Source organism: Pristimantibacillus sp. PTI5, from assembly GCF_048572955.1.
Taxonomy (GTDB): domain Bacteria; phylum Bacillota; class Bacilli; order Paenibacillales; family Paenibacillaceae; genus Pristimantibacillus.
In genome coordinates, this window is record NZ_CP183886.1 from 2477501 (window position 1) to 2502665 (window position 25165).

Here is a 25165-nt window from a genome sequence, read left to right on the forward strand (position 1 = left end):
TTTGCCAAAAACGCTAAGCGCAATATAGTTCAAGGTTAGATAAGCGAAAAAGCCCATTTGGCTAAACGCTCCGATCATTAAACCGACCAAAGCCATCATCAATGCGTTAAAACCAACCGCCTTAAAGCCCAAAAAACCGAACTCCGGATCAACCCAAGCCATGATTGCCCCGGTGACCACGCAAGCCAGCCCCCCGACTACCATGCCGCTCCAAAACAAAAAGAACCACTTTTTTAAATTCACGTTCCTTATCCTCCTGAATGTTATGACGGTTGGCTGTCCAGCCTAAATTAATGATCCATTACCCCGTAAATGCCCGAAATGAACCCGGTTACCGCCAGCTGTTATTAATTGCTTCCGTATTACCCTTTATTTTACCACGTTCACAACAAAAAGCTAACGATTGTCCATGATAATACGGTGAACAATGCGCATAATAAGACCACGATCCATCACTTTTAGAGCGATTTGATTATCCTTATGGAATACAGCAGTACTGACATAGAAAGGAGCATGCGAAGAATGCGTAAACGGTGGGCTTTATTGTCGGTTATCTCAGCAATGATGTTTGTCCTTGCAGGTTGTGGTGCCGAGCCGTCAGGAGGTAACGAGCAGGTAAGCTATAAGGATTTGAAGTCGATGGTAATTGATATCCTCAAAACGGAGGATGCGCAAAAAGCGTTGCAGGAATCATCTCAGCAAATGTCCGGCTATTCTGGCCAGACGTCTAAGCTGCTTTCGGTCCAAGACCAAGAAGAGGTTCGCTTAGCCGTTAAAGATGTCCTGATCTCACCCCAATACGATAAGGTCATCAAAAAATTGATGGTTGATCCGCGTTTCGCCGGGGAATTCGCAAAATCCGTCAATAAGCAAAACAAAGAAATTCATAAAGAGCTGATTAAGGACCCCTCTTACCAAGCCGATTTGATTAAAGTGCTGAAAAATCCGGAGATGGACAAGATGATCCTGGAGGTGCTGCAAAGCACGCAGTATCGCAAAGAGGTTATGTCTTTGATGCAGGACGCGATGCAAAATCCATTATTCCGTCTTGAAGTACTCGATTTAATGAAAAAAGCGGTGCAAGAAGAGCTTAAACCGAACCCTGACGAGAAGGTCGATAAGAAAAAGGATGAAGGTTCCGGTGATGAACAGCAAAGCGATGATTCCGGCTCTGACTCCGGTTCTGACTCCGGTTCTGATGAAGAACAAAGCGACTCCGGTATGTAGCTCATACGGAGGATTAACGATTACAACACTTTAGCCAATAAAAGAGCCCGAACAGTTTGTCCCGTATTGAAGCGCATTACGGCTTTAGGACATCTGTTCGGGCTTTTGCAATTAGATTAGCCTTCGCATTTGGATAACACGCTGTCAGCAAGCTCTAGATAGAGCTTGCCTGTCTCCGTATCCGCTTTGTAAACGGACGGCGCAAAATCCGGCTCCGATACATGGTTGTCCGGCGCACCTAGCGGAATTTGCGCGAGCAGGTCGGCATGCAGCGTCTCAGCTAGCCTTGCTCCGCCGCCGCGGCCAAATACGTATTCCTTCTCGCCGGTGCTTTTGGAAACGTAATAAGACATATTCTCGACGATCCCAATGATCTCATGCTCCGTCTTGATCGCCATGGCCCCTGCTCTTGCTGCTACGAACGCAGCGGTTGCATGCGGCGTGGTGACGATAATTTCTTTGCTTTGCGGAATGATCTGGTGAACATCCAGCGCGATGTCCCCTGTGCCTGGCGGGAGATCAAGCAGCAGATAGTCCAGCTCGCCCCATTCGATTTCTTGAAAGAAGTTGCGCAGCATTTTGCCAAGCATAGGCCCGCGCCATACAATGGGGCTGTTGTCTTCGACAAAGAAGCCCATGGACATAACCTTCACGCCAAATTTCTCGATAGGTATTACCCGTTCGTTCACGACTTCAGGACGCTCCTCGATGCCCATCATATCGGGCACGCTAAAGCCATAGATGTCGGCATCGATGATGCCGACGCGTTTGCCCCTGCGGGCTAAGGCAACCGCCAGGTTAACGGTCACCGTTGATTTGCCGACGCCGCCCTTGCCGCTGGCGACGGCGATGAACTGCACGCCGCTGCTAGGATCCAGCAGCGCACTCCCAAGGCCGGCCCCGTGGCCCTCTACGGGCGCGGGGCCGCCAGCTTTGCCGGCACCGCCGGCGCTAGCCGCGGCCGGTGCTTTAGCAGCCGCAGGCGGCGGCGTAGACGCGCCTGCGCCCGCGGCAGGCGCTGCCTCTGCCCGAAACCGGCAGTGCACGGTTTCGGCGCCTAGGCGCGCCAGCGCCTCGCGGAGCGAGGCTTCAAGCGCGGGCTGCGATGCCGCACTAGCCCCAAGGACGGTCATGGAAACCTGACGGTCCCGAACCATTACGTCGCGGATGGTGATCTCATCCGCTTTATGCTGTGCCGTCACGGATTCGACGGCATCGATGACTTGCTCGCGTGTCAATGTCATATCTGTCCCACCTTTATGTAATCAAAACTAGATAATAATCATTATAGCACAGTAAGCCAAGCAACCAAGCCCTCAGCTGAAGTGCTCACCCATCCCCCGAATAGTGGACATTCCGATTATTTTGGAGACAATTCGGTCTGCTGCAAGCTGCCGCTAAGCTTCTCGCCGGAGACATAGCGAAGAACGCCCTCATAGATAGAAGCGGCTACCTGCCTTTGGTACTCCGTATCCGCAAGCCGCTGCGATTCGCCCGGGTTGGATAAAAATCCAACTTCAACCAAAGCCGTCGGTATGTTCTCTATCGCCTTCAGGACGTATACATCCTTCACCGTAGCAGCAACCCTCGTCGTATTTTCTAAATTGCGTTTAATCTCATCCTGAATGAAGGTGGCGAGAATGCGGTTATCCGGATGATTCGCAGGGTGAAAGAAGGTTTGTGCCCCGGACCACTTCGTTGACGGAATACTGTTCATGTGGATGCTTATGACTGCTTCCGGCTGACTTGCCTTAATGAGAGATACCCGTTTCAGTAAATCTTCCGTTTTGCGTTTGCTGTACGCTCTTGCGTCTCCTGTCGCCAGGTCGTAATCGCCTTCCCTGGTCATCACGACAATGGCACCGGCCTGCTGCAAATAATCCCGTAAATAAAGCGCGATCGCGAGATTCAAATCCTTCTCGATTACCCCTTGCTTGCTCACAGCGCCTCCATCCACTCCGCCGTGCCCCGCATCAATCGCGATTGTTTTCCCGGAAAGAGGAAGGCTCCAATAAGACCATGTTTTAGCAGAAGGCATGGACTGCGTAAGCAAAATCCCTGTTAATGCGATGACAAGCAGCCCGATACCAATGCGTAATGCCCCTTTATACGTCATCCAAATGACAACATGCCGACCTATTCGGCGCATAAAAAAACCACCCCGTCCCCCATCTAATGAATACGCGGCAACCATCGGCCCACCAGGAGCCGAATGCACACTTTCATTTATATGGGACGAGATGGTCGTTTATGAGACAAACCTTTTGGTTAAATAGGAATTGGAATTAGCTTACCGGCTGCTCCGACATGCCTTCGATCAGAATCTTTGCTACCTCAGGACGGGAGAACTCTGGCGGCGGGCAAACGCCGTCACGCAGCAATGCGCGAACCTTCGTACCCGATAGCGTCAAATGCTGCTCTTTGTCATGCGGGCAAGTTTTCGATGTTGCCATGTTGCCGCATTGCTTACAGAAGAAGCTGTGCTCGAAGAACAGCGGCGTAATGCCAAGATCTTCGGTTGGGATCGTTTTGAGAAGATCCTGTGCTTCGTAAGTGCCATAGTAGTCGCCTACGCCAGCATGGTCGCGTCCAACGATAAAATGAGAACAGCCGTAGTTTTTACGGACAAGCGCATGGAAGATCGCCTCGCGAGGACCCGCATAACGCATTGCTGCCGGGAATACGCCAAGGAAAACACGATCCTGAGGGTAATAGTTCTCAAGCAAAGCAAGATAGCTCTTCATCCGCACGTTCGCTGGAACATCGTCTGATTTCGTTTCGCCTACAAGCGGGTTAAGGAACAACGCATCCACGATTTCCATTGCCGTTTTCTGAATATATTCATGCGCACGGTGAACCGGATTACGTGTTTGGAAGCCAACAACTGTTTTCCAGCCCTTTTCCGCAAAGATACGACGAGTTTCTGATGGGTCAAAATAAAAGTCTTCGAACTTCTCTGGCTTCGGACGGTTCAATACCGTAATGTCTCCGCCTACGTTTGTAGAAGAACGTTCGAACAGTTTTTGTACGCCCGGATGCTCAATGTCATCTGTTTTGAATACATTGACCGCTTCAACCTTGTGATCAACCGTGTAGATGCTGTTAATATCGATAGTAGCATAAATGATGCCGTCTTCGCCGACAAGCGCCGCGCGCTCGCCAACCTTAAATTCAGCAGCTTTCACTTCTTCTACGGCAAGCGTAATCGGAATGCTCCATACCGTACCATTCGCTAGACGCATGGATTTAACAACCGATTGATAATCCGCTTCATTCATGAATCCTGTCAAAGGTGAAAAAGCGCCGACACCGATCAAATCGAGGTCAGATATGGCCCATGTGTTGATCGTAATCGTTTTTAGTCCTTTTGCTTCTGCCAGCAATGCTTCACGTTGTTCGCCGGTAGCGATACGGTTAACCAATATGCCGCCGTGCGGTTGAATTTGATTCATTTGCAATGTGTCCTCCTAAAGTTGCTTATTTATGCAATCCGCATTCTGTTTTCTCTTGTCCTGCCCAGCGTCCAGCACGAGGATCTTCACCTGGCATTACTTTACGCGTGCATTGCTCACAGCCGATGCTCGGGTAGTTTTGATCATGCAGCGGGTTGTAAATAACGTCATTCTCGCGGATATAGTTCCAAACGTCCTCAGTAGTCCAGTGAGCGATCGGATTAAATTTAACGAGTCCGAACTTTGTATCGTACTCGATTTTTTTGGAGTTTGCGCGAGTAGGTGCTTGATCGCGGCGAATGCCGGTAATCCAAGCATCGTACTTCGACAAAATATTAGTCAAAGGTTTAACCTTACGAATGTTGCAGCATGCGTTCGCATCGGATTTCCAAAGCTCTTCGCCAAACTGCGCCGCTTGCTCTTCCGGCGTTATTTCCGGTTTCACTTCTACGAAGGGAATGCCTGGGTAGCGAGCAGCCATTTTATCGCGTGTCTCATAGGTTTCCTTGAAGTGATAATCCGTATCCAGATAGAAAATATCTGTCTTCGGGCTGATTTTTTGCAGCATATCCACTAGCACGACATCTTCAGCTCCAAAGCTGCATGCGAAAGTAATATTAGGAAAAGTTTCAACCGCAAACGCGATGATTTCTTCCGGTGTCGCGTTTTCGAGTTCTACTTCCTTTTGCTTGATAAGCGCTTCTTTTTCAAAAAGGTTCATTTGTATGCCCTCCGTTTTTAAATCCTAGTAAATTAGTCTGTATAAAAATTATACGTCCAAAATGCGTAATGTTCAATAATAAGTTTACACCAAAATGAAATAAAGTTTTGGTATTTATGTCACACAAACAAAAAATGCTCCCTCTGACTGGCAGAGAGAGCATTTTGTCGTATAAGAATTAACGTTTCGAGAATTGTGGAGCGCGACGAGCCGCTTTAAGACCGTATTTTTTACGTTCTTTCATACGCGGATCACGAGTTAGGAAGCCAGCACGTTTTAGAGCCGGACGGAATTCTGGATCTGCTTTAAGCAGAGCACGGGAAATACCGTGACGGATAGCGCCTGCTTGACCGGACATACCGCCGCCGTTAGCGATTACAAGCACATCGTATTTCGACAATGTGTCAGTAAGGTTAAGCGGTTGTTTTACGATCAGCTTCAATGTTTCTAGACCAAAATATTCATTAAGGTCGCGTTTGTTAATAATGATTCGTCCTTCACCCGGCACAAGACGTACACGTGCAACAGAGTGTTTACGACGACCGGTTCCATAGTATTGCACTTGAGCCATGAAACTTGTCCTCCTCTTTATTACCCGCGAAGTTCGTAAACTTCAGGGTTTTGTGCTTGATGTGGATGTTCCGCACCTGCGTATACTTTAAGTTTAAGCTTCATTTTGTCGCCAAGACGGTTCTTAGGCAACATGCCGTGTACAGCCAATTCGATAACGCGCTCTGGCTTGTTTTTGATCATCTCTTGTGCCGGAGTAGCTTTCAAGCCACCGGAGTACATGGAGTGACGGTAGTAAATTTTATCCGACATTTTTTTGCCTGTCAGATGGATTTTTTCAGCGTTGATAACTACAACGAAATCGCCTGTATCAACATGTGGCGTAAATGTCGGTTTGTGTTTGCCGCGGATCAGGGCAGCAACTTCACTCGCCAAGCGGCCTAGCGTTTTGCCTTCCGCATCGACGACGAACCATTTACGATCAACTTCAGTTGATTTAGCCATATAAGTGGTACGCATGGATGATCCTCCTTAATTTCATACATTAATCGTTTTTATAACAACGTAAACGTTGGTTTGTTTATTCATTGTTGATAGCCAAGTTTGTGACAATCTCAGTCGGGGCTGTGGGTTAGCCACTTCGAAAGCACAAGTTATATTCTACTATAAAGTATAGTTAAGTGCAAGCAATTTATAGTGGTTTATCCCTGTTTTTCGCTGGAATATTCAACATCTATCAGCATCAAACCATGCGGCATGGCCGTTGGACCTGCGAGCGACCGATTTCGGCCATCCAGTATGCGTTTTATCTCAGATGAAGCCATCTTCCCCTCGCCAACCCATAATAAAGTTCCCATAATGACTCGAACCATATTGTACAAAAAACCATTCCCTGTTACGTACATATGCACGATAGGGCCTTCTTGCACAAAGTCTGCTTCATAGATCGTACGTATATGATGAGGCTTGGTAGAATGGATCGATGTAAATGAAGTAAAGTCATGCTCCCCAATCAGGTAGCGCAGTCCCTCACGCATTGCATCCACATCAAGCGGCGTCGGATGATGAAAGCGGTACTGGCGGCCAAATACGTCAGGAAACTTTCCGGTATCAATCGTATAGCGATACGTTTTGCGCTTGGCGGATCTTCGCGCGTGAAAATGCTCGGGCACATCGAATGCTTCAATAATGACAATATCCTTGGGCAGCCTCGTATTCAGCGCGATCGCCCATCTTTCAGTCGGAATCGTAGACTCCGTATAGAAATTGAATATTTGTCCTTGTGCATGTACTCCCGCATCCGTGCGACCCGAACCTATAATAATAGTCGTTTCACCCGTAAGCTTCTTGATGGCCTTCTCAATTTCCCCCTGAACCGTTCTGCCGTATGGTTGCGTTTGAAAACCGTTAAAGCCGGCCCCGTCATAGCTGACCTTTACGCAAATATTCCTCAACCTTTTCCCCCCTTTAGCTAAAGGGATTCCTACAAGTTCTAAATTCCTTAGCGAGAAGGAATTTAGGTTCTGCGCCCTCTGGACACCTAGCAGATGTCGCAAAAGCTCATCTGTCGCTCCTGGTTTGCATTCCGTCAACAAGACGAACAAGCCCGATTTGCAAATAAAAAAAGGTGGCCTCAAGGGTCCACCCTTTTCACTAAAATACAAGAGGTGTACGGAAACCATACACTCACTTATATTTCATAGCGTTAGCGTGCTTATACCGCCTATAGGCAGGCATAAGACGTTTACGCTCGCGTATAAAGCTTGGACAAGGTTTAACGCTGTGGACAAGCTTATACATTTATTAGGTGTACTACGCGCGGTCAACCAATTCTAGGTAAACCATTGGCGCAGCGTCGCCGCGACGGGGTCCTAGTTTTAGAATACGCGTGTAGCCGCCTGCACGCTCCGAGTAACGGCTAGCCAGCTCGGAGAATAGCTTTTGAATAGCGTCTTGTTGACCGTCAATTGATTCGCGACGAACATAAGCAGCTACTTGACGACGAGCATGAAGATCACCTTGCTTAGCTTTAGTGATCAGCTTCTCAGCGATAGAACGAACTTCTTTCGCTTTTGCTTCAGTCGTTTGAATACGCTCATAAAGGAACAAGTCAGTAACGAGGTCACGGAACAAAGCTTTCCGTGCACTAGCGTCACGTCCTAATTTTTGATATGCCATCTTGTTTTCCCCTCCCTTGCTCTTTTGTCTTCACTAGTTGGTTACTACTCTTCCATGCGAAGGCCCAAACCGAGCTCTTCAAGCTTCTCTTGAACTTCCTCAAGTGATTTACGTCCGAGGTTACGAACCTTCATCATGTCCTCTTCGGATTTCGTGATTAGCTCTTGAACTGTGTTGATACCTGCGCGTTTCAAGCAGTTGTAAGAACGGACGGAAAGATCAAGTTCCTCGATCGTCATCTCTAGAACTTTCTCTTTCTTATCTTCTTCTTTCTCAACCATAATTTCCGCATCTTTGGCTTCATCGGTCAATCCAACGAACAAGTCCAAATGCTCGGTCAAAATTTTAGCGCCGAGGCTTACAGCCTCTTCCGGTCTAATACTGCCGTCAGTCCATACTTCAAGCGTGAGCTTGTCGTAGTTAGTAACTTGACCAACACGCGTATTTTCAACGCTGTAATTTACACGAGTAATTGGCGTGTATATCGAATCAACGGGAATTACCCCAATCGGTTGTTCGTCTTTCTTGTTGCGGTCCGCTTGCACGTAACCGCGTCCCCGATTAGCAAAAACCCGCATATGGAGCCGCGCGCCGGAAGCCAAGGTTGCGATGTGAAGATCAGGGCTTAAAATCTCGACATCGCTGTCTGCTCGAATGTCGCCCGCTGTAATATTCCCTTCGCCATCCGCGTCGATTTCCAACACCTTTTCTTCATCGGAGTGGATTTTCAACGAGAGGCCCTTCAGGTTCAGAATGATTTCGGTAACATCCTCAATCACTCCGGGAACCGTAGAGAACTCGTGAAGCACTCCATCGATTTGAACCGAGGTTACTGCTGCACCCGGCAACGAAGACAATAAAATTCGGCGAAGCGAATTTCCAAGCGTCGTGCCATATCCGCGTTCAAGCGGCTCGACGACGAAACGTCCGTATGTTCCCTCATCATTCAGTTCTACGGTTTCGATTTTCGGCTTTTCGATCTCAATCACTAATAGTACCCTCCTTCAAACGTCGCTCCGTTAGCTTACCGTTATTTTAAGTCAAATCTTGTAGTATGCCAAACCTTCACAACCATTATTCACAAGTTGTTGTTATTTGATACCACACGGATCCAACTATACGCGACGACGTTTCGGAGGACGGCATCCGTTGTGAGGAACTGGTGTTACGTCTTTAATGAGGTTAACTTCCAATCCAGCTGCTTGAAGCGAGCGAATTGCTGCTTCACGGCCAGCGCCTGGTCCTTTTACCATCACTTCGACTGTTCTCATGCCATGCTCCATTGCTGCTTTGGCAGCCGTCTCAGCAGCCATTTGAGCTGCGAAAGGCGTGCTTTTGCGTGAGCCTCTGAAACCCATGTTACCAGAGCTTGCCCATGAAATCGCATTTCCGTGCGGATCCGTGATCGTAACGATCGTATTGTTGAATGTCGAGCGAATGTGCGCAACGCCAGTCTCAATATTTTTCCGGTCGCGACGTTTCGTACGAACGACTTTTTTTGGTTTAGCCATTGTCCATTATCCTCCCTTCTTATTTCTTCTTGTTAGCTACAGTCCGACGAGGACCTTTACGAGTACGCGCATTTGTTTTCGTACGTTGACCGCGAACAGGCAAGCCGCGACGGTGACGAAGACCACGGTAGCATCCGATTTCAGTCAGACGTTTAATGTTAAGTGAAATTTCACGACGCAAGTCGCCTTCTACTTTAACAGATTTGTCGATTGCTTCGCGAAGGCGAGCAAGTTCGTCTTCTGTCAAGTCACGAACACGAGTGTCGTAGCTAACTTCAGCAGTATTCAAAAGTTTTTGCGACGTTGTTTTGCCGATACCGAAAATGTATGTCAGGGCGATTTCGACGCGTTTGTCACGCGGCAAGTCTACACCAGCTATACGTGCCATAGGCTATATTCCCCTCCTTCTATCCTTGTTTTTGTTTGTGTTTCGGATTTTCACAAATCACCATAACGTTGCCTTTGCGACGAATGACTTTGCATTTTTCGCAGATCGGCTTTACCGAAGGTCTAACCTTCATTGTGATTACCTCCCGAATCTTTCGTAACCAAGCCGCAATTGCAGCTTACTTACGATAGGTGATGCGCCCTTTTGATAAATCATAAGGCGATAACTGTATAACCACCTTGTCTCCTGTCAGGATGCGGATAAAGTGCATTCTGAGCTTACCGGAAACATGTGCGAGAATTTGGTGACCGTTCTCCAGCTCCACCTTGAACGTGGCATTCGGCAACGGCTCAATAACCGTACCTTCGACCTCAATGATGTCTTCCTTAGCCAAGCGTCATTCTCCTTTCGCATTTACATACTTCTGAATAGCATAACGTAACTTTGCGTTGGTCACCCTGCCGGTTTCTTGCATGCTGCTAGAAACCTCCGAACTAATTGCAGGCTGTAACTCGAGATGTAGAACGTTCTTTTTCTTCGGCTGATCGAATCGGCGCTTATGGCCATCGGCAATCATGACGAATCGATCATCGACGATTGCCAGGATAACAGCATAGCTTTCCTCATCTTTACCGCGAAGCACCTTGACGAACTGACCAATTTGGGGACGAGCTTCCATCGTCATACTTATGGCTGCTTCGGCAAAATGGTCAATATTTCAAAGCCGTCCTCTGTAACAGCTACTGTATGCTCAAAATGAGCGCACCATGAGCCGTCTTCCGTTACAACCGTCCAATTGTCTTCGAGCGTACGGACATATCGTTCACCGATATTAACCATTGGTTCGATTGCAAGCACCATTCCGGTCTTCAGACGAGGTCCGCGATCTGGTATGCCGTAGTTCGGTATTTGTGGTTCCTCATGGAGGTCCGCGCCGATTCCGTGCCCTACGTATTCCCTTACTACGGAGAATCCTGCATCTTCAATTACCTTTTGAATAGCATGCGAAATTGTATATAGTCTAATATCTGGTTTGATGAGCGCAAGCCCCGCATAAAGCGATGCTTCCGTTACCTCAAGCAGCTTCTGAACTTCAGGCGTTACTGCTCCAACCGCATAGGTCCAAGCTGAGTCGCCATGAAAGCCTTCGTACTGCGCACCGATATCGATACTAATTATATCGCCTTCGTTCAACTTGCGTGAACCAGGGAAGCCGTGCACCAGCTCGTCATTCACAGAAGCGCAAATGCTGGAAGGAAAACCATTGTAACCTTTGAAGGAAGGAATCGCATTTTGACTCTTAATGTACGCTTCAGCGATTTGGTCAAGCTCACGAGTCGTGATGCCTGGTTTCACAGCCTCCGCCATCAATCGATGCGTTTCCGCAACAATGCGTCCTGCTTCCCTCATATATCGCAGCTCCGATTCGGATTTGCAAATAATCATTACAATGAACCTCTCAAGTTGGAAATAATGTCGGATGTTACAACATCAATATCCTTCTCACCGTCGACTTCGCGAAGGAGACCTTTAGCACTGTAGTAATCGAGTAGAGGCGCCGTTTTGGATGAATACTCATCCAAACGAGTTCCGACCTTTTCCTCTGTATCGTCTGAACGTTGATACAATTCCCCGCCGTCCTTGTCGCAGATCCCTTCGACCTTAGGAGGGTTAAAGATTACGTGATAAGTCGTACCAGTCGTTTTCGATATGCGTCTGCCCGTCAAACGAGCAAGCAGCAAACTGCGGTCAACCTTTAAATTTACAACATGGTCAATACTGCGACCGAGCTCCGCAAGCATAACATCAAGTGCTTCTGCTTGCTGCAGTGTGCGAGGAAACCCGTCGAGCAAGAATCCATTTTTGCAATCGTCTTGTTCGAGTCTTTCCTTTACAATACCGTTCGTGATCTCATCGGGAACGAGCAGGCCTTGATCGACATACTCCTTCGCTTTGATTCCAAGTGCGGTTCCTTCTTTCATAGCGAGGCGGAAAGCATCGCCAGTGGAAATATGGGGAATACCGAACTCTTCAACGATCCGTTCAGCTTGTGTACCTTTACCGGCTCCCGGAGGGCCCATGAATAAAATGTTCATTGCTGAGTTCCTCGCTTTAAGCACAATAGGCTCGGGCGGGCTCCGCACAACGCTAGTTGACGAACGCGGAAGCCCGGTCAGAACCTATTGTTATTTATTGATAAACCCTTTGTAATGGCGTTTGATCAACTGGCTCTCGATTTGCTTCATCGTATCTAATGCAACACCGATAACGATTAGCAATGAGGTGCCGCCTAGCTGCACTGACTTAGGTAATCCAGCAAGTGCACCGAAGAATACCGGAATGACTGAGATAACCGCCAGGAAGATTGCACCACTCAACGTAATACGCGACATAACACGTGTTAGGTAAGACGATGTTGGCTTGCCTGGACGAATACCAGGAATATATCCACCGTTTTTCTTCATTTGATCAGCCATTTGAACTGGATTAATCTGTACGAAAGTGTAGAAGAAGGTAAACCCGATGATTAACAATACGTACAATACCATACCCAGGGGTTGGTCATAGTTCATATTTTTAATAATCCAGTCAGCCCAGTTCTGAGTGGACCAGAACTGCGCAATCGTAATCGGGAACATGATAAGCGATACCGCGAAAATGACCGGGATAACGCCTGCGCCGTTCACTTTCATCGGAATGTGCGTCGATTGTCCGCCGTACATTTTCCGTCCAACCACACGCTTAGCGTATTGAACCGGAATTTTACGAATACCTTGTTGTACGAATATAACACCGACAATGATTGCGATGATCGCAATCAGGATCAGCAGCATTTTGATAATATTCAAAAACAGTTGATCTTGGGCACCTACGAATTGATCTTCGAAGATCGTACGAATGTGTCCAGGAATACCAGCTGCAATTGCCGCAAAGATAAGAATGGAAATACCATTTCCGATTCCTTTTTCCGTAATTTGCTCACCGAGCCACATCAAGAAAGCAGTACCTGCAGTCAGGATGATTGCAATGAGTAAATAGTCAACGAATGTTGCGCCAACAACCATTTCATAACCGTATTGACGGTTAAAGCCGATTGCTGTTGCGAAACCTTGGACCAAACCAAGAACAACCGTTCCATAACGAGTGATTTGCGCGAGTTTACGTTTACCGTTCTCGCCTTCCTTTGCCCATTCCGCAAACTTAGGAATTACATCCATAGACAACAACTGAACGATAATCGACGCTGTAATGTATGGCGTAATACCGATTGCGAAGATGGAGAATTGGAACAAAGCACCGCCGGAAAACGTGTTAAGCAAGCCGAACAGATCCGCACCGGCTGCATCAACCTGCTTAAACACATCTTTGTTTACACCGGGCACTGGAATAAAGGACCCAATGCGATAAATCAAAAGGATGAAAAGGGTAAAGAGGATCCTTGTACGAAGATCCGCCACTTTCCAAATGTTGGATACGGTCTTGAACAATTAGATCACCTCGGTTTTACCGCCGGCAGCCTGGATTTTCTCTACCGCAGATTGAGAGAACTTGTTTGCTTTTACAGTAAGTGTAACGCTAACTTCACCATTGCCCAAAATTTTAATTCCTGCGAGCGGGTTCTTTACGATCCCAGTCTCGATAAGAACTTCTGGAGTGACTTCAGTACCTGCTGCAAACGCGTTAAGCTCTTCAATGTTGACAATTGCGTACTCTTTGCGGAAGGGGTTGTTAAATCCACGCTTCGGCACTCGACGATACAAAGGGTTTTGTCCGCCCTCGAAACCAGGACGAACGCCGCCGCCGGAACGAGCGTTTTGACCTTTGTGACCTTTACCGGCCGTTTTACCGTTACCGGAACCGATACCGCGACCTTTACGCTTTGGCGCTTGGGTAGAGCCCGGTGCTGGTGCTAGCTCATGCAATTTCATCGTTCGTGCACCTCCTTATTTATTTCTTGGAACTACATGCTATTCTTGTACTTCTTCTACTTTTACCAAGTGACTAACAGTGTTAACCATGCCACGGACAGCTGGGCTATCGTTCAAAACAACTGCCTGACGAATCTTTTTAAGACCGAAAGATTCAACCGTTGCACGTTGTTTCTCGTTGCGACCGATTAAACTGCGAACGAGGGTGATTTGCAATTTTGCCATCTTATTTCCCTCCTTAGCGTAACAGCTCTTCGACTGTTTTTCCACGTAGCTTTGCAACTTCTTCCACGCGTTTAAGACGGGAAAGACCTTCAAGCGTTGCGTTAACCATATTCATGGAGTTCGAAGAACCTAGCGATTTCGTCAAGATGTCGCCGACACCAGCAAGTTCGAGAACTGCACGAACCGGGCCGCCGGCGATAACGCCAGTACCTTCAGAAGCTGGCTTCAGAAGAACTTCACCTGCTCCGAAATGTCCGAGAACAAGGTGGGGAATAGTCGTGCCAACGATTGGAACGTGGATCAGGTTTTTCTTAGCATCTTCGATACCTTTGCGGATTGCATCAGGTACTTCGCCTGCTTTACCGATCCCTGCGCCAACGTAGCCTTTACCGTCGCCGACTACTACAAGTGCACTAAAGCTGAAACGGCGTCCGCCTTTTACAACTTTAGATACGCGATTGATATTAACAACTTTTTCAGTCAGTTCTAACGTATTTGGATCTACACGCAAGTCGTTTAACCTCCTTATAAATAAAGTCGATTAGAATTCTAGGCCAGCTTCGCGAGCTGCTGTAGCAAGCGCCTGAATTCTGCCGTGATACAAGTAACCGCCGCGATCAAATACTACTTGGGTTACACCCTTAGCTTGAGCGCGTTTCGCAATCAATTCTCCGACTTTGCTCGCTGCATCGATGTTACCACCGTTGCCAACAACTTCAGCCAGTTCTTTATCCTGTGTGGATGCAGAAACGATTGTTACGCCTGAAACATCGTCGATTAATTGAGCATACATATGCTTGGAGGAACGGAATACAGATAGACGCGGACGTGCAGCTGTACCGTTAATTTTTTTACGAACACGAAGGTGTCTTTTTAGACGTGCCTTGTTTTTGTCGCCTTTCGTAATCATACAAAGTTCACTCCTTTCTTTCAGCCTTAAGACGCTATCTTAAGCAAACGAGCTGTTTGCTTATTTTTTCTTACCAGCTTTACCTTCTTTGCGGATGATGCGTTCGCCTTCGTACTTAATACCTTTACCTTTATACGGCTCTGGTTCACGTACGGAACGAATTTTTGCAGCAGTTGCACCAACGAGCTCTTTATCGATACCGCGAACAGTGATTTTCGTGTTAGCAGGCACTTCAAACTCGATTCCATTATCTGGAGCAATTTCAACTGGGTGAGAGTAACCAACGTTAAGAACGATTTTATCCCCAGCTTTATTTGCACGGTAACCAACGCCTACTAGCTCCAAGTTTTTGGAGAAGCCTTCAGTAACGCCGCTCACCATGTTAGCGATGACGCTGCGAGTTGTTCCGTGCAACGAGCGATGCAATTTATTATCGGAAGGACGTTCTACTAGGATTTCAGTTTCCGTTACATTCACTTTCATTTCTTTGTGAATTTCACGGGAAAGCGATCCTTTCGGTCCTTTTACAGTAATTACTGTGTTGTCCAAGCTGATTGTTACGCCGTTAGGCACTTGGATTGGTTTGCGACCAATACGGGACATTGTTACACCTCCTATCTTTGTGACTTGTTACTTACCAAACGTAGCAAACTACTTCGCCGCCGGATTTAACCTGACGAGCTTCTTTATCAGTCATAATCCCTTTGGAAGTGGAAATAATTGCAATTCCAAGTCCACCGAGTACACGAGGGATTTCAGTTGATTGTGTATAAACGCGAAGGCCTGGTTTCGAAATACGTTTCAAGCCAGTAATTACGCGCTCTTGGTTAGGGCCGTATTTCAAGAAAATACGGATAATCCCTTGTTTGTTGTCTTCGATATATTCAGCGTCGCGGATAAAACCCTCGCGCTTCAAAATCTCAGCGATTTGCTTCTTCATTTTCGAAGCGGGCATTTCCACGGTTTCGTGACGAACTACATTCGCATTACGAATGCGCGTCAACATATCTGCAACCGGATCAGACATAACCATTGTGTTAACCTCCTTCCCAAACTAGGCTGATTACCAGCTTGCTTTTTTAACGCCAGGAATCTGGCCCTTATGTGCTAACTCACGGAAACAAATCCGGCAAATTTTAAACTTTTGCAAAACAGAATGCGGACGGCCGCAACGCTCACAGCGCGTATATGCACGCACTTTAAATTTCGGGGCGCGTTGTTGCTTCACTTTCATCGAAGTTTTTGCCACTGGGTATTACACCTCCTAAAAGTGGATTACTTCGTGAACGGCATGCCCATTTGGGTCAGCAATTCACGAGATTCTTCGTCCGTTTTTGCCGTCGTGACGATGACGATGTCCATACCGCGCACTTTATCGACTTTATCGTACTCGATCTCTGGGAATATCAACTGCTCTTTCAAGCCAAGCGTGTAGTTACCACGGCCGTCGAAAGCTTTGTTCGATACACCGCGGAAGTCACGTACACGCGGAAGAGAAATGTTGAACAGTTTATCAAGGAAGTGGTACATACGCTCACCGCGCAATGTAACTTTAACCCCGATTGGCATGTCCTCACGAAGCTTGAAGCCTGCAATAGACTTCTTCGCACGAGTAACGACTGGTTTTTGACCGGAAATGATACGTAGTTCTTCAACTGCTACATCAAGGATTTTCGAATTGGAAACCGCTTCGCCTACCCCCATGTTGATAACTACCTTCTCAATTTTCGGCACTTGCATTACAGACGTATAGTTGAACTTCTGCATAAGAGCAGGAGTTATTTCGTTTAAGAAACGACCTTTCAATCTTGCTGCCATTGATCATGGACCTCCTTTCCTACCGTAACGATTAGTCGATTACTTCTCCGGAACGTTTCGCGATCCGAACTTTCTTGCCGTTGTCGAGCACTTTGTATCCGATACGTGTTACTTTACCGCTTTTCGGATCGATATGCATAACGTTTGAAACGTGAATTGGCGCTTCTTGTTCGATAATACCGCCCTGTGGATTAGCTTGCGATGGACGAGTATGTTTCTTAACAGTGTTAACACCTTCTACGAGTACGCGGTTTTCACGCGGATACGCAGCGATAACGCGGCCCTTCTTACCTTTGTCTTTACCGGTAATGACGATAACCGTGTCGTCTTTTTTCACGTGCAATTTATTGTTATGGGATTCGAGTACTTTTTTCAGCCTTGGCATGAGTTACACCTCCTGCACGCTTGTGCTTTCAAGCTTATATTGTTCTTAGATAACTTCTGGAGCTAGCGATACGATTTTCATGAAATCTTTATCGCGAAGTTCACGGGCAACAGGTCCAAAGATACGAGTACCGCGTGGGCTTTTGTCTTCTTTAACAATTACAGCTGCGTTTTCGTCAAACGCGATGTACGAACCGTCTTTACGACGAACCGAACGTTTTGTACGAACGATAACCGCTTTAACAACGTCACCCTTTTTGACAACGCCGCCAGGTGTTGCTTGTTTTACTGAGCAAACGATCAAATCGCCGATGTGACCAACGCGACGTCCTGTTCCACCGAGTACACGGATACACATCAATTGTTTTGCGCCGGAGTTGTCAGCAACCGCTAAGCGCGAAAATGGTTGAATCATTTCAACGTCCTCCTTTCGGAAAAATGCTCAGGCACTGCATACGCTCATTAGATAATGACAGCAACTTCAACAACTTCTACAAGTCTGAAGCGTTTGTCTTTCGATAGCGGACGAGTCTCCATGATTTTCACGATGTCGCCAATTTTCGCTTGGCCGTTCTCATCATGCGCCTTAAATTTTTTCGTAACTTTAATGCGTTTATGGTACAAATCGTGTTTTTTGTATGTTTCGATAGCAACCACGATTGTTTTGTCCATCTTGTCGCTTACCACTTTGCCAATTAGAACTTTACGGGCATTGCGTTCGCTCATGTTCTTCCTCCTTCCTTCAGCCGTGTTTATGCATTCATGTAAGGGATAAACTAGCTGCTAATTCCGAGTTCTCTTTCACGCAAAATCGTTTTAGCACGAGCAATTCCTTTACGCACATCACGGATCCGAGTCGGGTTATCCAATTGGCCAGTAGCCAGTTGGAAACGAAGATTGAAAAGCTCTTCTTTAAAACCAGCGACCTGTTGTTCAAGCTCAGCAGAGGTTAGGTTTCTAAATTCACTAGCTTTCATTTGCTTCACCACCCACTTCTTCACGCTTCACGAATTTAGTCTTGATAGGCAATTTATGAGCCGCAAGACGCATCGCTTCACGAGCGGTTTCTTCGGATACACCAGCAAGTTCAAACAGGATTTTACCTGGTTTAACTACGGCTACCCATTTCTCAACGTTACCTTTACCACTACCCATACGCACTTCAAGAGGCTTTTGAGTAATTGGTTTGGCAGGGAAAATTTTGATCCAAACTTTACCGCCACGTTTGATGTAGCGAGTCATAGCAATACGAGCCGCTTCGATCTGACGGTTAGTGATCCATGATGGTTCTAGAGCTTGAAGACCAAATTCGCCGAATGCTACTGTAGTGCCGCCTTTAGCGCGACCCTTCATATGACCGCGTTGTTGTTTGCGGTGTTTGACACGTTTAGGTACCAACATGATTAGTTGCCTCCTTCCTGGGGAGCTTTCTTCTTAGTCGGAAGGACTTCGCCGCGATAGATCCATACTTTTACGCCGATACGGCCGTATGTTGTAGCCGCTTCAGCCGTGCCGTAGTCAATATCAGCACGAATTGTATGAAGTGGAACTGTTCCTTCGCTGTAGCCTTCCGAACGTGCGATTTCCGCGCCACCGAGACGACCGCTAACTGCGGTTTTGATCCCTTTAGCACCTGAACGCATGGAGCGTTGAATTGCTTGCTTCAATGCGCGACGGAAAGATACACGACGCTCAAGTTGTTGTGCGATGCTTTCAGCTACAAGAATAGCGTCAAGATCTGCATGTTTGATTTCAGAGATATTGATGTGTACTTTTTTGCCTTTAGTGATTTTACCAAGCTCAGTACGAAGGTTTTCTACTTCGGAACCGCCTTTACCAATAACCATACCTGGTTTTGCGGTTTGGATCGTTACGTTCACGCGGTTAGCTGCACGTTCGATCTCGATGTGAGAAACTGCTGCGTCTTTCAGCTTGTTTTTCAAGTATTCACGGATTTTAACGTCTTCCATAAGAAGATCGCCGAAATCTTTGCCCGCGAACCATTTGGACTCCCAATCACGGATAACTCCGACCCGGAAGCCTACTGGATTTACCTTTTGACCCACACGTAATCCCTCCTTATTTTTCAGATACCACCAAGGTAATGTGGCTGGTTCTTTTATTGATCCGGCTTGCGCGACCCATCGCACGAGGACGGAAACGTTTCATCGTTGGCCCTTGGTTAACGAAGGCTTGCGAGATAAACAATTTGTTTACGTCAAGCTGATAGTTATGCTCAGCGTTAGCAATTGCAGAGTTCAGCAGCTTCTCCAAAATTGGGGATGCAGACTTAGGCGTGTGACGCAAAATCGCGATTGCTTCGCCAACTTGTTTACCGCGAATCAAATCCGCAACAAGCTGTGCTTTACGGGGAGCAATACGGATAAATTTAGCGTGCGCTTTAGCTTCTGGCATGTAGGAACCTCCTCTCGTTCAGTTAGAGATGTTTAAGGGCAAATTAACGTCTGCCCGTTTTTTTGTCTTCACCAGCATGGCCTTTATACGTACGAGTTGGTGCAAATTCACCAAGCTTGTGTCCAACCATATCTTCCGTTACATATACCGGCACGTGCTTGCGTCCGTCATACACTGCAAACGTGTGACCAATGAATTGCGGGAAAATGGTCGAGCGGCGGGACCAGGTTTTGATAACGACTTTTTTCTCGCTTTCGTTCAATACCTCGACTTTTTTAAGCAGGTAACCGTCAATAAACGGCCCTTTCTTTAAACTGCGACCCATTTGTGTTCCTCCCTTCACCTAAGCGGTAGCGATACCTTCGTATCACGCGGTTTTTATCAAGCGGCTATTATTTCGTGCGACGACGAATAATGTATTGGCTCGATGCTTTTTTCTTCTTACGCGTTTTGTAACCAAGAGTTGGTTTACCCCAAGGCGACATTGGCGATTTGCGTCCGATTGGAGCACGGCCTTCACCACCACCGTGTGGGTGATCGTTAGGGTTCATGACAACACCACGTACTTGAGGACGATTTCCGAGCCAACGGTTACGGCCGGCTTTACCGATTTTCACGAGTTCGTGATCTTCGTTACCAACAGAACCAATTGTAGCACGGCAAGTGTTCAAGATGCGGCGAACTTCACCAGAAGACAAACGAACGGAAACGTAGTTTTCTTCTTTACCAAGAAGTTGCGCACTAGTTCCAGCTGCACGAACAAGTTGTCCGCCTTTGCCTGGTTTCAATTCGATGTTGTGGATAACTGTACCGACTGGGATGTTAACAAGCGGCAAAGCATTACCCGGTTTAATATCAGATCCAACACCAGAAGTGATTTGATCTCCGACTTTCAAGCCTTTTGGCGCGATGATATATGCTTTCTCACCATCTAAGTAATGGATCAAAGCGATGTTGGATGAACGGTTCGGATCGTATTCGATCGATGCTACATTACCAACGATACCATCTTTTGTACGTTTGAAGTCGATAATACGGTATTTACGTTTGTGTCCGCCGCCATGGTGACGAACCGTAATTTTACCTTGGTTGTTACGTCCAGCTTTTTTGAAAAGCGGAGCAAGCAACGATTTCTCCGGTGTACTTGTCGTGATCTCTTCGAAAGTCGAGACGGACATGTTACGACGAGCTGGAGATGTCGGTTTGTACTTTTTAATAGGCACTTCGATTCCCTCCTTTTCTAAACAGACGTTTCAAAGAATTCAAGTTCTTTGCTGTCAGCGCTCAGTTGAACGATCGCTTTTTTCCAATCCGGTCTGTATCCGCTATGTTTACCATAACGTTTTGGTTTACCCGCAACACGCATTGTGTTAACGCCGGTTACTTTTACTTTAAAAATTTGCTCAATCGCAAGTTTGATTTCAGTTTTGTTTGAACGAAGATCTACTTCAAACACATACTTTTTATCAACCATGTAATCGCTCGTACGTTCCGTGATAACCGGGCGCTTGATAATATCGCGTGGATTTTTCATTACGCAAGCACCTCCTGTACTTTCTCTACTGCTTCTTTAGTGATGATAAGGTTGTCATGCACCAATACATCCAGAACATTAATGCCGTCAGCTGCAACGAATTTAACACCTGGGATGTTACGAGCAGACAATGCTACGTTATCTTCATAATTAGCCGTTACTACAAGAGCTTTGCGGCCAACTTTAAGGTTGCTTAGGATTGCTGCGAATTCTTTCGTCTTAGGAGCTGCAAATGTCAGTTGATCCAATACGATAATTTCGTTTGCAATCACTTTCGATGACAATGCCGATTTAATCGCTAGACGACGAACTTTCTTAGGAAGCTTGAAACCGTATGAGCGTGGAGTCGGTCCGAATACTACACCGCCGCCAACCCATTGCGGGGAGCGAATGCTACCTTGACGAGCACGGCCAGTACCTTTTTGTTTCCAAGGTTTACGACCGCCGCCGCGTACTTCGGAGCGTCCTTTAGTTTTGTGATTGCCGAAGCGTTCAGATGCTTGTTGGTTAACAACAGCACTGTGCAAAACATGAACATTTGGTTGAATACCGAAAACCGTTTCAGCCAGTTCAAGCTCGCCCACTTGCGCGCCGCTCACGTTATATACTGTTACTTTAGGCATTTCCTGTTCCTCCTTTCTTTAAGAGCAATTAGTTCTTAACTGTTTGTTTAACTTTTACGAATCCGTTTTTCGGGCCCGGAATCGAACCTTTTATTAGAAGAACGTTACGTTCTGCATCTACACGGATAACTTCAAGCTTTTGGATCGTGATTGTTTCGTGACCCATATGTCCAGGAAGGCGTTTGCCTTTCGGTACACGGTTCGCTTGGATAGAACCCATCGAACCTGGTCCACGGTGGTAACGGGAACCGTGAGACATAGGACCCGTGCTTTGTCCCCAACGTTTGATAACGCCGGCAAAGCCTTTACCTTTTGAAATACCTGTTACGTCAACGAATTCGCCCTCTGTGAATAGGTCAGCTTTCACTTCTTGGCCAACTTCATAATCACCCAGGTTAATTCCGCGAATTTCACGAACGTAGCGCTTAGGTGTTGCGTTAGCTTTTTTAGCGTGACCAGCTTCTGGCTTGTTCGATCTGCTTTCTTTCTTATCAGAGAAACCGAACTGAACAGCTTCGTAGCCATCGTTCTCTTGGTCTTTTTTCTGAAGTACTACGCAAGGTCCAGCTTCGATAACCGTTACAGGAACGACATTACCTTCAGCAGTAAACACTTGAGTCATACCAAGTTTTTTTCCTAAGATACCTTTCATGTTGACACCTCATTTCCTTTCTATGATCGCATATGCTGATATTACAGTTTGATTTCGATATCTACACCGGATGGTAAATCCAGGCGCATCAACGCATCAACCGTTTGCGGCGTTGGGTTTACAATGTCGATCAAACGCTTATGAGTGCGTTGTTCGAATTGCTCCCTGGAATCCTTGTACTTGTGTACCGCACGGAGAATGGTGATGATTTGCTTTTCCGTTGGCAACGGAATCGGCCCGGATACGCCTGCACCGGAACGTTTTGCAGTTTCAACGATTTTCTCTGCGGATTGATCAAGAATTCTGTGATCGTATGCTTTCAAGCGGATACGAATCTTTTGCTTTGCCATATAAGTCCCTCCTTCTTTCGCCCAATTTATTATCGGACATACTCCGTAAGAAAACCCTGCACATGCCCCATGGCAAAGGGGCCGGGTGTGTCGGCAACCTCTCACATCATCGCAACGTCAGACCAACAGTCAATATTATACCGAATCCAATAGGCAATTGCAACATAAAGTTTAAGATTATTCTAAACTCATTTTCAAAGACGATATCATTCCATAAATCGAGAGTGTGAGCATCCATGTTTAACATGAACAGCTGCTGTAATGGGTTAAAACCATGCAAACCACGAAATAGCTTTTACATCTATATTATAGAAGAAACAATTATCGCTGCTACCTGGCTTGCACTTGCATACGGCCCATTATGTCCCTTATTACAAGGTTTTAGAACATGCCATTTATAATAACGGACTTAATGGGCGCAATCTGATTATATACACCTTACGGCCGAAAAGACACCGCCAAATAACGCCAACATACTAAACGCAGCGGCTATGGCCGCTGCGTTTATGATTGCATCGTATTTTCAAACAATCGATTTATTCAATTTAACTTATCCTAAAACAATGCGGTCATCTGCAAGCTTCTTTCCGCTGATAAGTTCGAATTCGCCAAGCAGCTGTTCTACCGTAAGATCCTTTTTGCGTTCCTCCGGCACATCAAGAATAATTCGGCCTTTATCCATCATAATGAGACGATTGCCAAGACGAATGGCTTGTTCCATATTATGCGTAACCATTAAGGTCGTTAATTTCATTTCCCTCACCAGAGATTCAGTCAAACTCGTAATGAGTTCTGCTCTTGATGGGTCAAGCGCTGCCGTATGTTCGTCAAGCAGAAGAATCTGCGGTCGCGTAAAGGTAGCCATGAGAAGGCTAAGCGCCTGCCGCTCGCCGCCTGACAGCAAACCGACTTTAGCTCCCAGCCTGTTTTCAAGTCCAATACCGAGGCGCTGAAGCTCTTGCTTGAATATTGCGCGCTTAGCACGCGTTACACCAAAGGAAAATCCGCGCGATTTCCCTCGTGCGTAAGCAATAGCCAAATTTTCTTCTATCGACATACGCGGCGCAGTGCCTGCCATCGGATCCTGGAATACGCGTCCAATCCAGCGGCTGCGTTGATATTCGGTAAGCTGGCTTATATTTTGCCCATCAATCCGAACTTCACCGGCATCCGGTTTCATTACGCCTGAAATAATATTCATTAGCGTAGACTTGCCTGCGCCATTGCTTCCTATTACCGTAATAAAATCTCCCGGCTTCATGTTCAGGTTAGCGCCAACCAGCGCCGTTTTCTCATCTACCGTACCAGGGTTAAACAGCTTGGACACTCTTGCGATCTCTAACATTAGCGCCCACCTCCCGGTTGTGCTTTATCAAGAGAAGCAAGCATTTCTGCAGTTCGTTTCTTTGCCGTATTTTTTTGCTTCCACACTCTGCGGGCAGAAGGGACAACCAAAGCAAAGATGATAATAATTGCTGTAATCAGCTTCATATCCGATGCTTCAAGCCACTCCACGCGAAGTGCGAACGCATAAATGATTCGGTAAATAATTGATCCCAGCACGACAGCTAAAGTCGCTCTAAAGATTGTTTTCGCTCCAAAAATCGCTTCGCCGATAATAACCGATGCAAGTCCAATGACAATCATACCGATGCCCATGCTGTTATCGGCATACTTTTGGTACTGTGCCACCAATGCGCCAGAAGTCGCAACGAGCGCATTAGACAATGCAATGCCAAAAATCGTCGTAATATCGGTATTGGCACCAAAACTCCGAATCATACGCGAATTGTCCCCGGTAGCCCGGAGGCTTAAACCGATATCCGTACGGAAAAAGAGATCGAGCACAACCTTAACAATCACGACAAACACAATCATTACGGTAAACGTAGGGACATTTTCAAAAAGGTTCTCATGGCCCCTTAATGATAAATTGGGCTTGCCCATTATTCTAAGATTAATGGAATAAAGCGCAATCATCATGATGATCCCTGATAAGAGCCCATTTACTTTACCTTTAGTGTGCAGTAGGCCTGTACATATGCCCGCTAGTGCGCCTCCAATAAATGCGCATAATACGGCGAGCCATGGAGCCGTTCCGTTAACGGTAAGCACCGTACCGATAGCTGCTCCTGTCGTAAAACTTCCATCCACCGTTAAATCTGGAAAATCAAGAATCCGGAAAGTTATATATACTCCAAGAGCCATTAGCGCATACAATAATCCGCTTTCCACAGCTCCTTGCATTGATGCGAACAAATGACATCACTCCTTTTCATAACAAGGGGGTGAACGAGTAACCCGATCACCCCAAGTACATGATTCGTTTTATTTTGAG

General features: G+C 46.6%; 42 protein-coding genes (1 of these 42 only partly in view). 1 reads left to right on the forward strand and 41 read right to left on the reverse strand.

Annotation, left to right across the window (positions count from 1 at the left end):
• Window positions 1–243, reverse strand: partial view of a KinB-signaling pathway activation protein gene (locus ACN6MW_RS11045; protein ID WP_419875498.1) — the start only. It extends 381 nt beyond the left edge of the window; 243 of the gene's 624 nt are visible here — the first part of the coding sequence; its start codon is at window positions 241–243; its stop codon lies beyond the left edge, outside the window.
• 279 nt (window positions 244–522) lie between these two features.
• On the opposite strand from ACN6MW_RS11045, the gene gerD reads away from it, so the two are divergent.
• Window positions 523–1227 (forward strand): spore germination lipoprotein GerD, encoded by a 705-nt coding sequence (gerD, locus tag ACN6MW_RS11050; RefSeq protein ID WP_419875499.1) that lies wholly within the window; start codon window positions 523–525, stop codon window positions 1225–1227.
• A gap of 116 nt (window positions 1228–1343) precedes the next feature.
• On the opposite strand, the gene ACN6MW_RS11055 is transcribed toward gerD, so the two are convergent.
• The 40 genes from ACN6MW_RS11055 to ACN6MW_RS11250 form a co-directional block, all read right to left on the reverse strand.
• Window positions 1344–2471 carry an Mrp/NBP35 family ATP-binding protein gene (locus ACN6MW_RS11055; protein ID WP_419875500.1) on the reverse strand — a complete coding sequence of 376 codons (1128 nt, stop codon included), beginning with the start codon at window positions 2469–2471 and terminating at the stop codon, window positions 1344–1346.
• 116 nt (window positions 2472–2587) lie between these two features.
• A complete protein-coding gene (cwlD, locus tag ACN6MW_RS11060; RefSeq protein ID WP_419875501.1) occupies window positions 2588–3376 on the reverse strand; it encodes an N-acetylmuramoyl-L-alanine amidase CwlD in 789 nt (262 codons plus the stop codon).
• Between the two features lie 136 nt (window positions 3377–3512).
• Window positions 3513–4679 carry a sulfate adenylyltransferase gene (gene sat / locus ACN6MW_RS11065; RefSeq protein ID WP_419875502.1) on the reverse strand — a complete coding sequence of 389 codons (1167 nt, stop codon included), beginning with the start codon at window positions 4677–4679 and terminating at the stop codon, window positions 3513–3515.
• 25 nt (window positions 4680–4704) lie between these two features.
• On the reverse strand, window positions 4705–5400 hold the full coding sequence (locus ACN6MW_RS11070) for a phosphoadenylyl-sulfate reductase (protein ID WP_419875503.1): 696 nt from the start codon (window positions 5398–5400) through the stop codon (window positions 4705–4707).
• A 178-nt stretch (window positions 5401–5578) separates the two neighbouring features.
• On the reverse strand, window positions 5579–5971 hold the full coding sequence (gene rpsI / locus ACN6MW_RS11075; protein ID WP_056635921.1) for a 30S ribosomal protein S9: 393 nt from the start codon (window positions 5969–5971) through the stop codon (window positions 5579–5581).
• 20 nt (window positions 5972–5991) lie between these two features.
• Window positions 5992–6429, reverse strand: a complete 438-nt coding sequence (rplM, locus tag ACN6MW_RS11080) for a 50S ribosomal protein L13 (protein ID WP_053373925.1) — start codon at window positions 6427–6429, stop codon at window positions 5992–5994.
• A 182-nt stretch (window positions 6430–6611) separates the two neighbouring features.
• Entirely contained in the window at window positions 6612–7364 is a 753-nt protein-coding gene (gene truA / locus ACN6MW_RS11085; protein ID WP_419875504.1) for a tRNA pseudouridine(38-40) synthase TruA, read from the reverse strand.
• A gap of 358 nt (window positions 7365–7722) precedes the next feature.
• On the reverse strand, window positions 7723–8088 hold the full coding sequence (gene rplQ / locus ACN6MW_RS11090) for a 50S ribosomal protein L17 (protein ID WP_169090744.1): 366 nt from the start codon (window positions 8086–8088) through the stop codon (window positions 7723–7725).
• Between the two features lie 44 nt (window positions 8089–8132).
• Entirely contained in the window at window positions 8133–9077 is a 945-nt protein-coding gene (locus ACN6MW_RS11095; RefSeq protein ID WP_053373922.1) for a DNA-directed RNA polymerase subunit alpha, read from the reverse strand.
• A gap of 126 nt (window positions 9078–9203) precedes the next feature.
• Entirely contained in the window at window positions 9204–9599 is a 396-nt protein-coding gene (gene rpsK / locus ACN6MW_RS11100) for a 30S ribosomal protein S11 (protein ID WP_054025307.1), read from the reverse strand.
• A gap of 19 nt (window positions 9600–9618) precedes the next feature.
• The gene (gene rpsM, locus ACN6MW_RS11105) at window positions 9619–9987 is read right to left on the reverse strand and encodes a 30S ribosomal protein S13 (protein WP_054025308.1); all 369 of its coding nucleotides are present in this window, start codon (window positions 9985–9987) and stop codon (window positions 9619–9621) included.
• 19 nt (window positions 9988–10006) lie between these two features.
• Entirely contained in the window at window positions 10007–10120 is a 114-nt protein-coding gene (gene rpmJ / locus ACN6MW_RS11110) for a 50S ribosomal protein L36 (protein ID WP_003333770.1), read from the reverse strand.
• 45 nt (window positions 10121–10165) lie between these two features.
• Entirely contained in the window at window positions 10166–10381 is a 216-nt protein-coding gene (gene infA / locus ACN6MW_RS11115) for a translation initiation factor IF-1 (protein ID WP_053373919.1), read from the reverse strand.
• Between the two features lie 3 nt (window positions 10382–10384).
• Window positions 10385–10666 carry a hypothetical protein gene (locus tag ACN6MW_RS11120; protein ID WP_419876325.1) on the reverse strand — a complete coding sequence of 94 codons (282 nt, stop codon included), beginning with the start codon at window positions 10664–10666 and terminating at the stop codon, window positions 10385–10387.
• 8 nt (window positions 10667–10674) lie between these two features.
• Complete coding sequence (gene map / locus ACN6MW_RS11125; protein ID WP_364144849.1) at window positions 10675–11433, reverse strand: type I methionyl aminopeptidase; 759 nt, start codon at window positions 11431–11433, stop codon at window positions 10675–10677.
• Window positions 11433–12083, reverse strand: coding sequence for an adenylate kinase (locus ACN6MW_RS11130; protein WP_419875505.1), 651 nt, complete (start codon window positions 12081–12083; stop codon window positions 11433–11435). Before ACN6MW_RS11130 ends, map begins: the two co-directional genes overlap by 1 nt.
• A 90-nt stretch (window positions 12084–12173) precedes the next feature.
• Window positions 12174–13475 carry a preprotein translocase subunit SecY gene (gene secY, locus ACN6MW_RS11135; RefSeq protein ID WP_419875506.1) on the reverse strand — a complete coding sequence of 434 codons (1302 nt, stop codon included), beginning with the start codon at window positions 13473–13475 and terminating at the stop codon, window positions 12174–12176.
• Complete coding sequence (gene rplO / locus ACN6MW_RS11140) at window positions 13476–13916, reverse strand: 50S ribosomal protein L15 (RefSeq protein ID WP_053373914.1); 441 nt, start codon at window positions 13914–13916, stop codon at window positions 13476–13478. It lies immediately after the preceding gene.
• Between the two features lie 39 nt (window positions 13917–13955).
• Complete coding sequence (gene rpmD, locus ACN6MW_RS11145) at window positions 13956–14141, reverse strand: 50S ribosomal protein L30 (RefSeq protein ID WP_076271422.1); 186 nt, start codon at window positions 14139–14141, stop codon at window positions 13956–13958.
• 13 nt (window positions 14142–14154) lie between these two features.
• Window positions 14155–14652 (reverse strand): 30S ribosomal protein S5, encoded by a 498-nt coding sequence (rpsE, locus tag ACN6MW_RS11150; protein ID WP_054025314.1) that lies wholly within the window; start codon window positions 14650–14652, stop codon window positions 14155–14157.
• A gap of 30 nt (window positions 14653–14682) precedes the next feature.
• A complete protein-coding gene (rplR, locus tag ACN6MW_RS11155; protein ID WP_419875507.1) occupies window positions 14683–15051 on the reverse strand; it encodes a 50S ribosomal protein L18 in 369 nt (122 codons plus the stop codon).
• 60 nt (window positions 15052–15111) lie between these two features.
• Window positions 15112–15654, reverse strand: coding sequence for a 50S ribosomal protein L6 (gene rplF / locus ACN6MW_RS11160; protein ID WP_419875508.1), 543 nt, complete (start codon window positions 15652–15654; stop codon window positions 15112–15114).
• A 31-nt stretch (window positions 15655–15685) separates the two neighbouring features.
• Window positions 15686–16084 carry a 30S ribosomal protein S8 gene (rpsH, locus tag ACN6MW_RS11165; protein WP_053373909.1) on the reverse strand — a complete coding sequence of 133 codons (399 nt, stop codon included), beginning with the start codon at window positions 16082–16084 and terminating at the stop codon, window positions 15686–15688.
• A 30-nt stretch (window positions 16085–16114) separates the two neighbouring features.
• A complete protein-coding gene (locus tag ACN6MW_RS11170; RefSeq protein ID WP_056635963.1) occupies window positions 16115–16300 on the reverse strand; it encodes a type Z 30S ribosomal protein S14 in 186 nt (61 codons plus the stop codon).
• Between the two features lie 26 nt (window positions 16301–16326).
• Complete coding sequence (gene rplE / locus ACN6MW_RS11175; RefSeq protein ID WP_110773991.1) at window positions 16327–16869, reverse strand: 50S ribosomal protein L5; 543 nt, start codon at window positions 16867–16869, stop codon at window positions 16327–16329.
• A 31-nt stretch (window positions 16870–16900) separates the two neighbouring features.
• On the reverse strand, window positions 16901–17254 hold the full coding sequence (gene rplX / locus ACN6MW_RS11180) for a 50S ribosomal protein L24 (RefSeq protein WP_076271424.1): 354 nt from the start codon (window positions 17252–17254) through the stop codon (window positions 16901–16903).
• Window positions 17255–17299: 45 nt separating this feature from the next.
• Window positions 17300–17668, reverse strand: coding sequence for a 50S ribosomal protein L14 (gene rplN, locus ACN6MW_RS11185; protein ID WP_054025318.1), 369 nt, complete (start codon window positions 17666–17668; stop codon window positions 17300–17302).
• 47 nt (window positions 17669–17715) lie between these two features.
• Window positions 17716–17979: a 30S ribosomal protein S17 gene (rpsQ, locus tag ACN6MW_RS11190; RefSeq protein WP_110773989.1), complete on the reverse strand. Its 264-nt coding sequence runs from the start codon at window positions 17977–17979 to the stop codon at window positions 17716–17718.
• A gap of 50 nt (window positions 17980–18029) precedes the next feature.
• Window positions 18030–18230 carry a 50S ribosomal protein L29 gene (rpmC, locus tag ACN6MW_RS11195; RefSeq protein WP_053373905.1) on the reverse strand — a complete coding sequence of 67 codons (201 nt, stop codon included), beginning with the start codon at window positions 18228–18230 and terminating at the stop codon, window positions 18030–18032.
• A complete protein-coding gene (rplP, locus tag ACN6MW_RS11200) occupies window positions 18220–18654 on the reverse strand; it encodes a 50S ribosomal protein L16 (protein WP_028609647.1) in 435 nt (144 codons plus the stop codon). Before rplP ends, rpmC begins: the two co-directional genes overlap by 11 nt.
• Window positions 18655–18656: 2 nt before the next feature.
• Window positions 18657–19319: a 30S ribosomal protein S3 gene (rpsC, locus tag ACN6MW_RS11205; RefSeq protein WP_419875509.1), complete on the reverse strand. Its 663-nt coding sequence runs from the start codon at window positions 19317–19319 to the stop codon at window positions 18657–18659.
• A 13-nt stretch (window positions 19320–19332) separates the two neighbouring features.
• On the reverse strand, window positions 19333–19668 hold the full coding sequence (gene rplV / locus ACN6MW_RS11210; protein WP_028609649.1) for a 50S ribosomal protein L22: 336 nt from the start codon (window positions 19666–19668) through the stop codon (window positions 19333–19335).
• 43 nt (window positions 19669–19711) lie between these two features.
• Window positions 19712–19993 carry a 30S ribosomal protein S19 gene (rpsS, locus tag ACN6MW_RS11215; protein ID WP_183571400.1) on the reverse strand — a complete coding sequence of 94 codons (282 nt, stop codon included), beginning with the start codon at window positions 19991–19993 and terminating at the stop codon, window positions 19712–19714.
• A 67-nt stretch (window positions 19994–20060) separates the two neighbouring features.
• Entirely contained in the window at window positions 20061–20891 is an 831-nt protein-coding gene (gene rplB, locus ACN6MW_RS11220) for a 50S ribosomal protein L2 (protein ID WP_419875510.1), read from the reverse strand.
• A gap of 17 nt (window positions 20892–20908) precedes the next feature.
• A complete protein-coding gene (gene rplW, locus ACN6MW_RS11225; RefSeq protein WP_053373900.1) occupies window positions 20909–21202 on the reverse strand; it encodes a 50S ribosomal protein L23 in 294 nt (97 codons plus the stop codon).
• Entirely contained in the window at window positions 21202–21825 is a 624-nt protein-coding gene (gene rplD, locus ACN6MW_RS11230) for a 50S ribosomal protein L4 (RefSeq protein WP_053373899.1), read from the reverse strand. Before rplD ends, rplW begins: the two co-directional genes overlap by 1 nt.
• A 28-nt stretch (window positions 21826–21853) precedes the next feature.
• Complete coding sequence (gene rplC, locus ACN6MW_RS11235) at window positions 21854–22477, reverse strand: 50S ribosomal protein L3 (protein ID WP_364144872.1); 624 nt, start codon at window positions 22475–22477, stop codon at window positions 21854–21856.
• A gap of 41 nt (window positions 22478–22518) precedes the next feature.
• Window positions 22519–22827 (reverse strand): 30S ribosomal protein S10, encoded by a 309-nt coding sequence (gene rpsJ / locus ACN6MW_RS11240; RefSeq protein WP_017692074.1) that lies wholly within the window; start codon window positions 22825–22827, stop codon window positions 22519–22521.
• A gap of 550 nt (window positions 22828–23377) precedes the next feature.
• On the reverse strand, window positions 23378–24172 hold the full coding sequence (locus tag ACN6MW_RS11245; RefSeq protein WP_419875511.1) for an ABC transporter ATP-binding protein: 795 nt from the start codon (window positions 24170–24172) through the stop codon (window positions 23378–23380).
• On the reverse strand, window positions 24172–25074 hold the full coding sequence (locus ACN6MW_RS11250) for an ABC transporter permease (RefSeq protein ID WP_419876326.1): 903 nt from the start codon (window positions 25072–25074) through the stop codon (window positions 24172–24174). Before ACN6MW_RS11250 ends, ACN6MW_RS11245 begins: the two co-directional genes overlap by 1 nt.
• Window positions 25075–25165 lie beyond the last annotated feature (91 nt).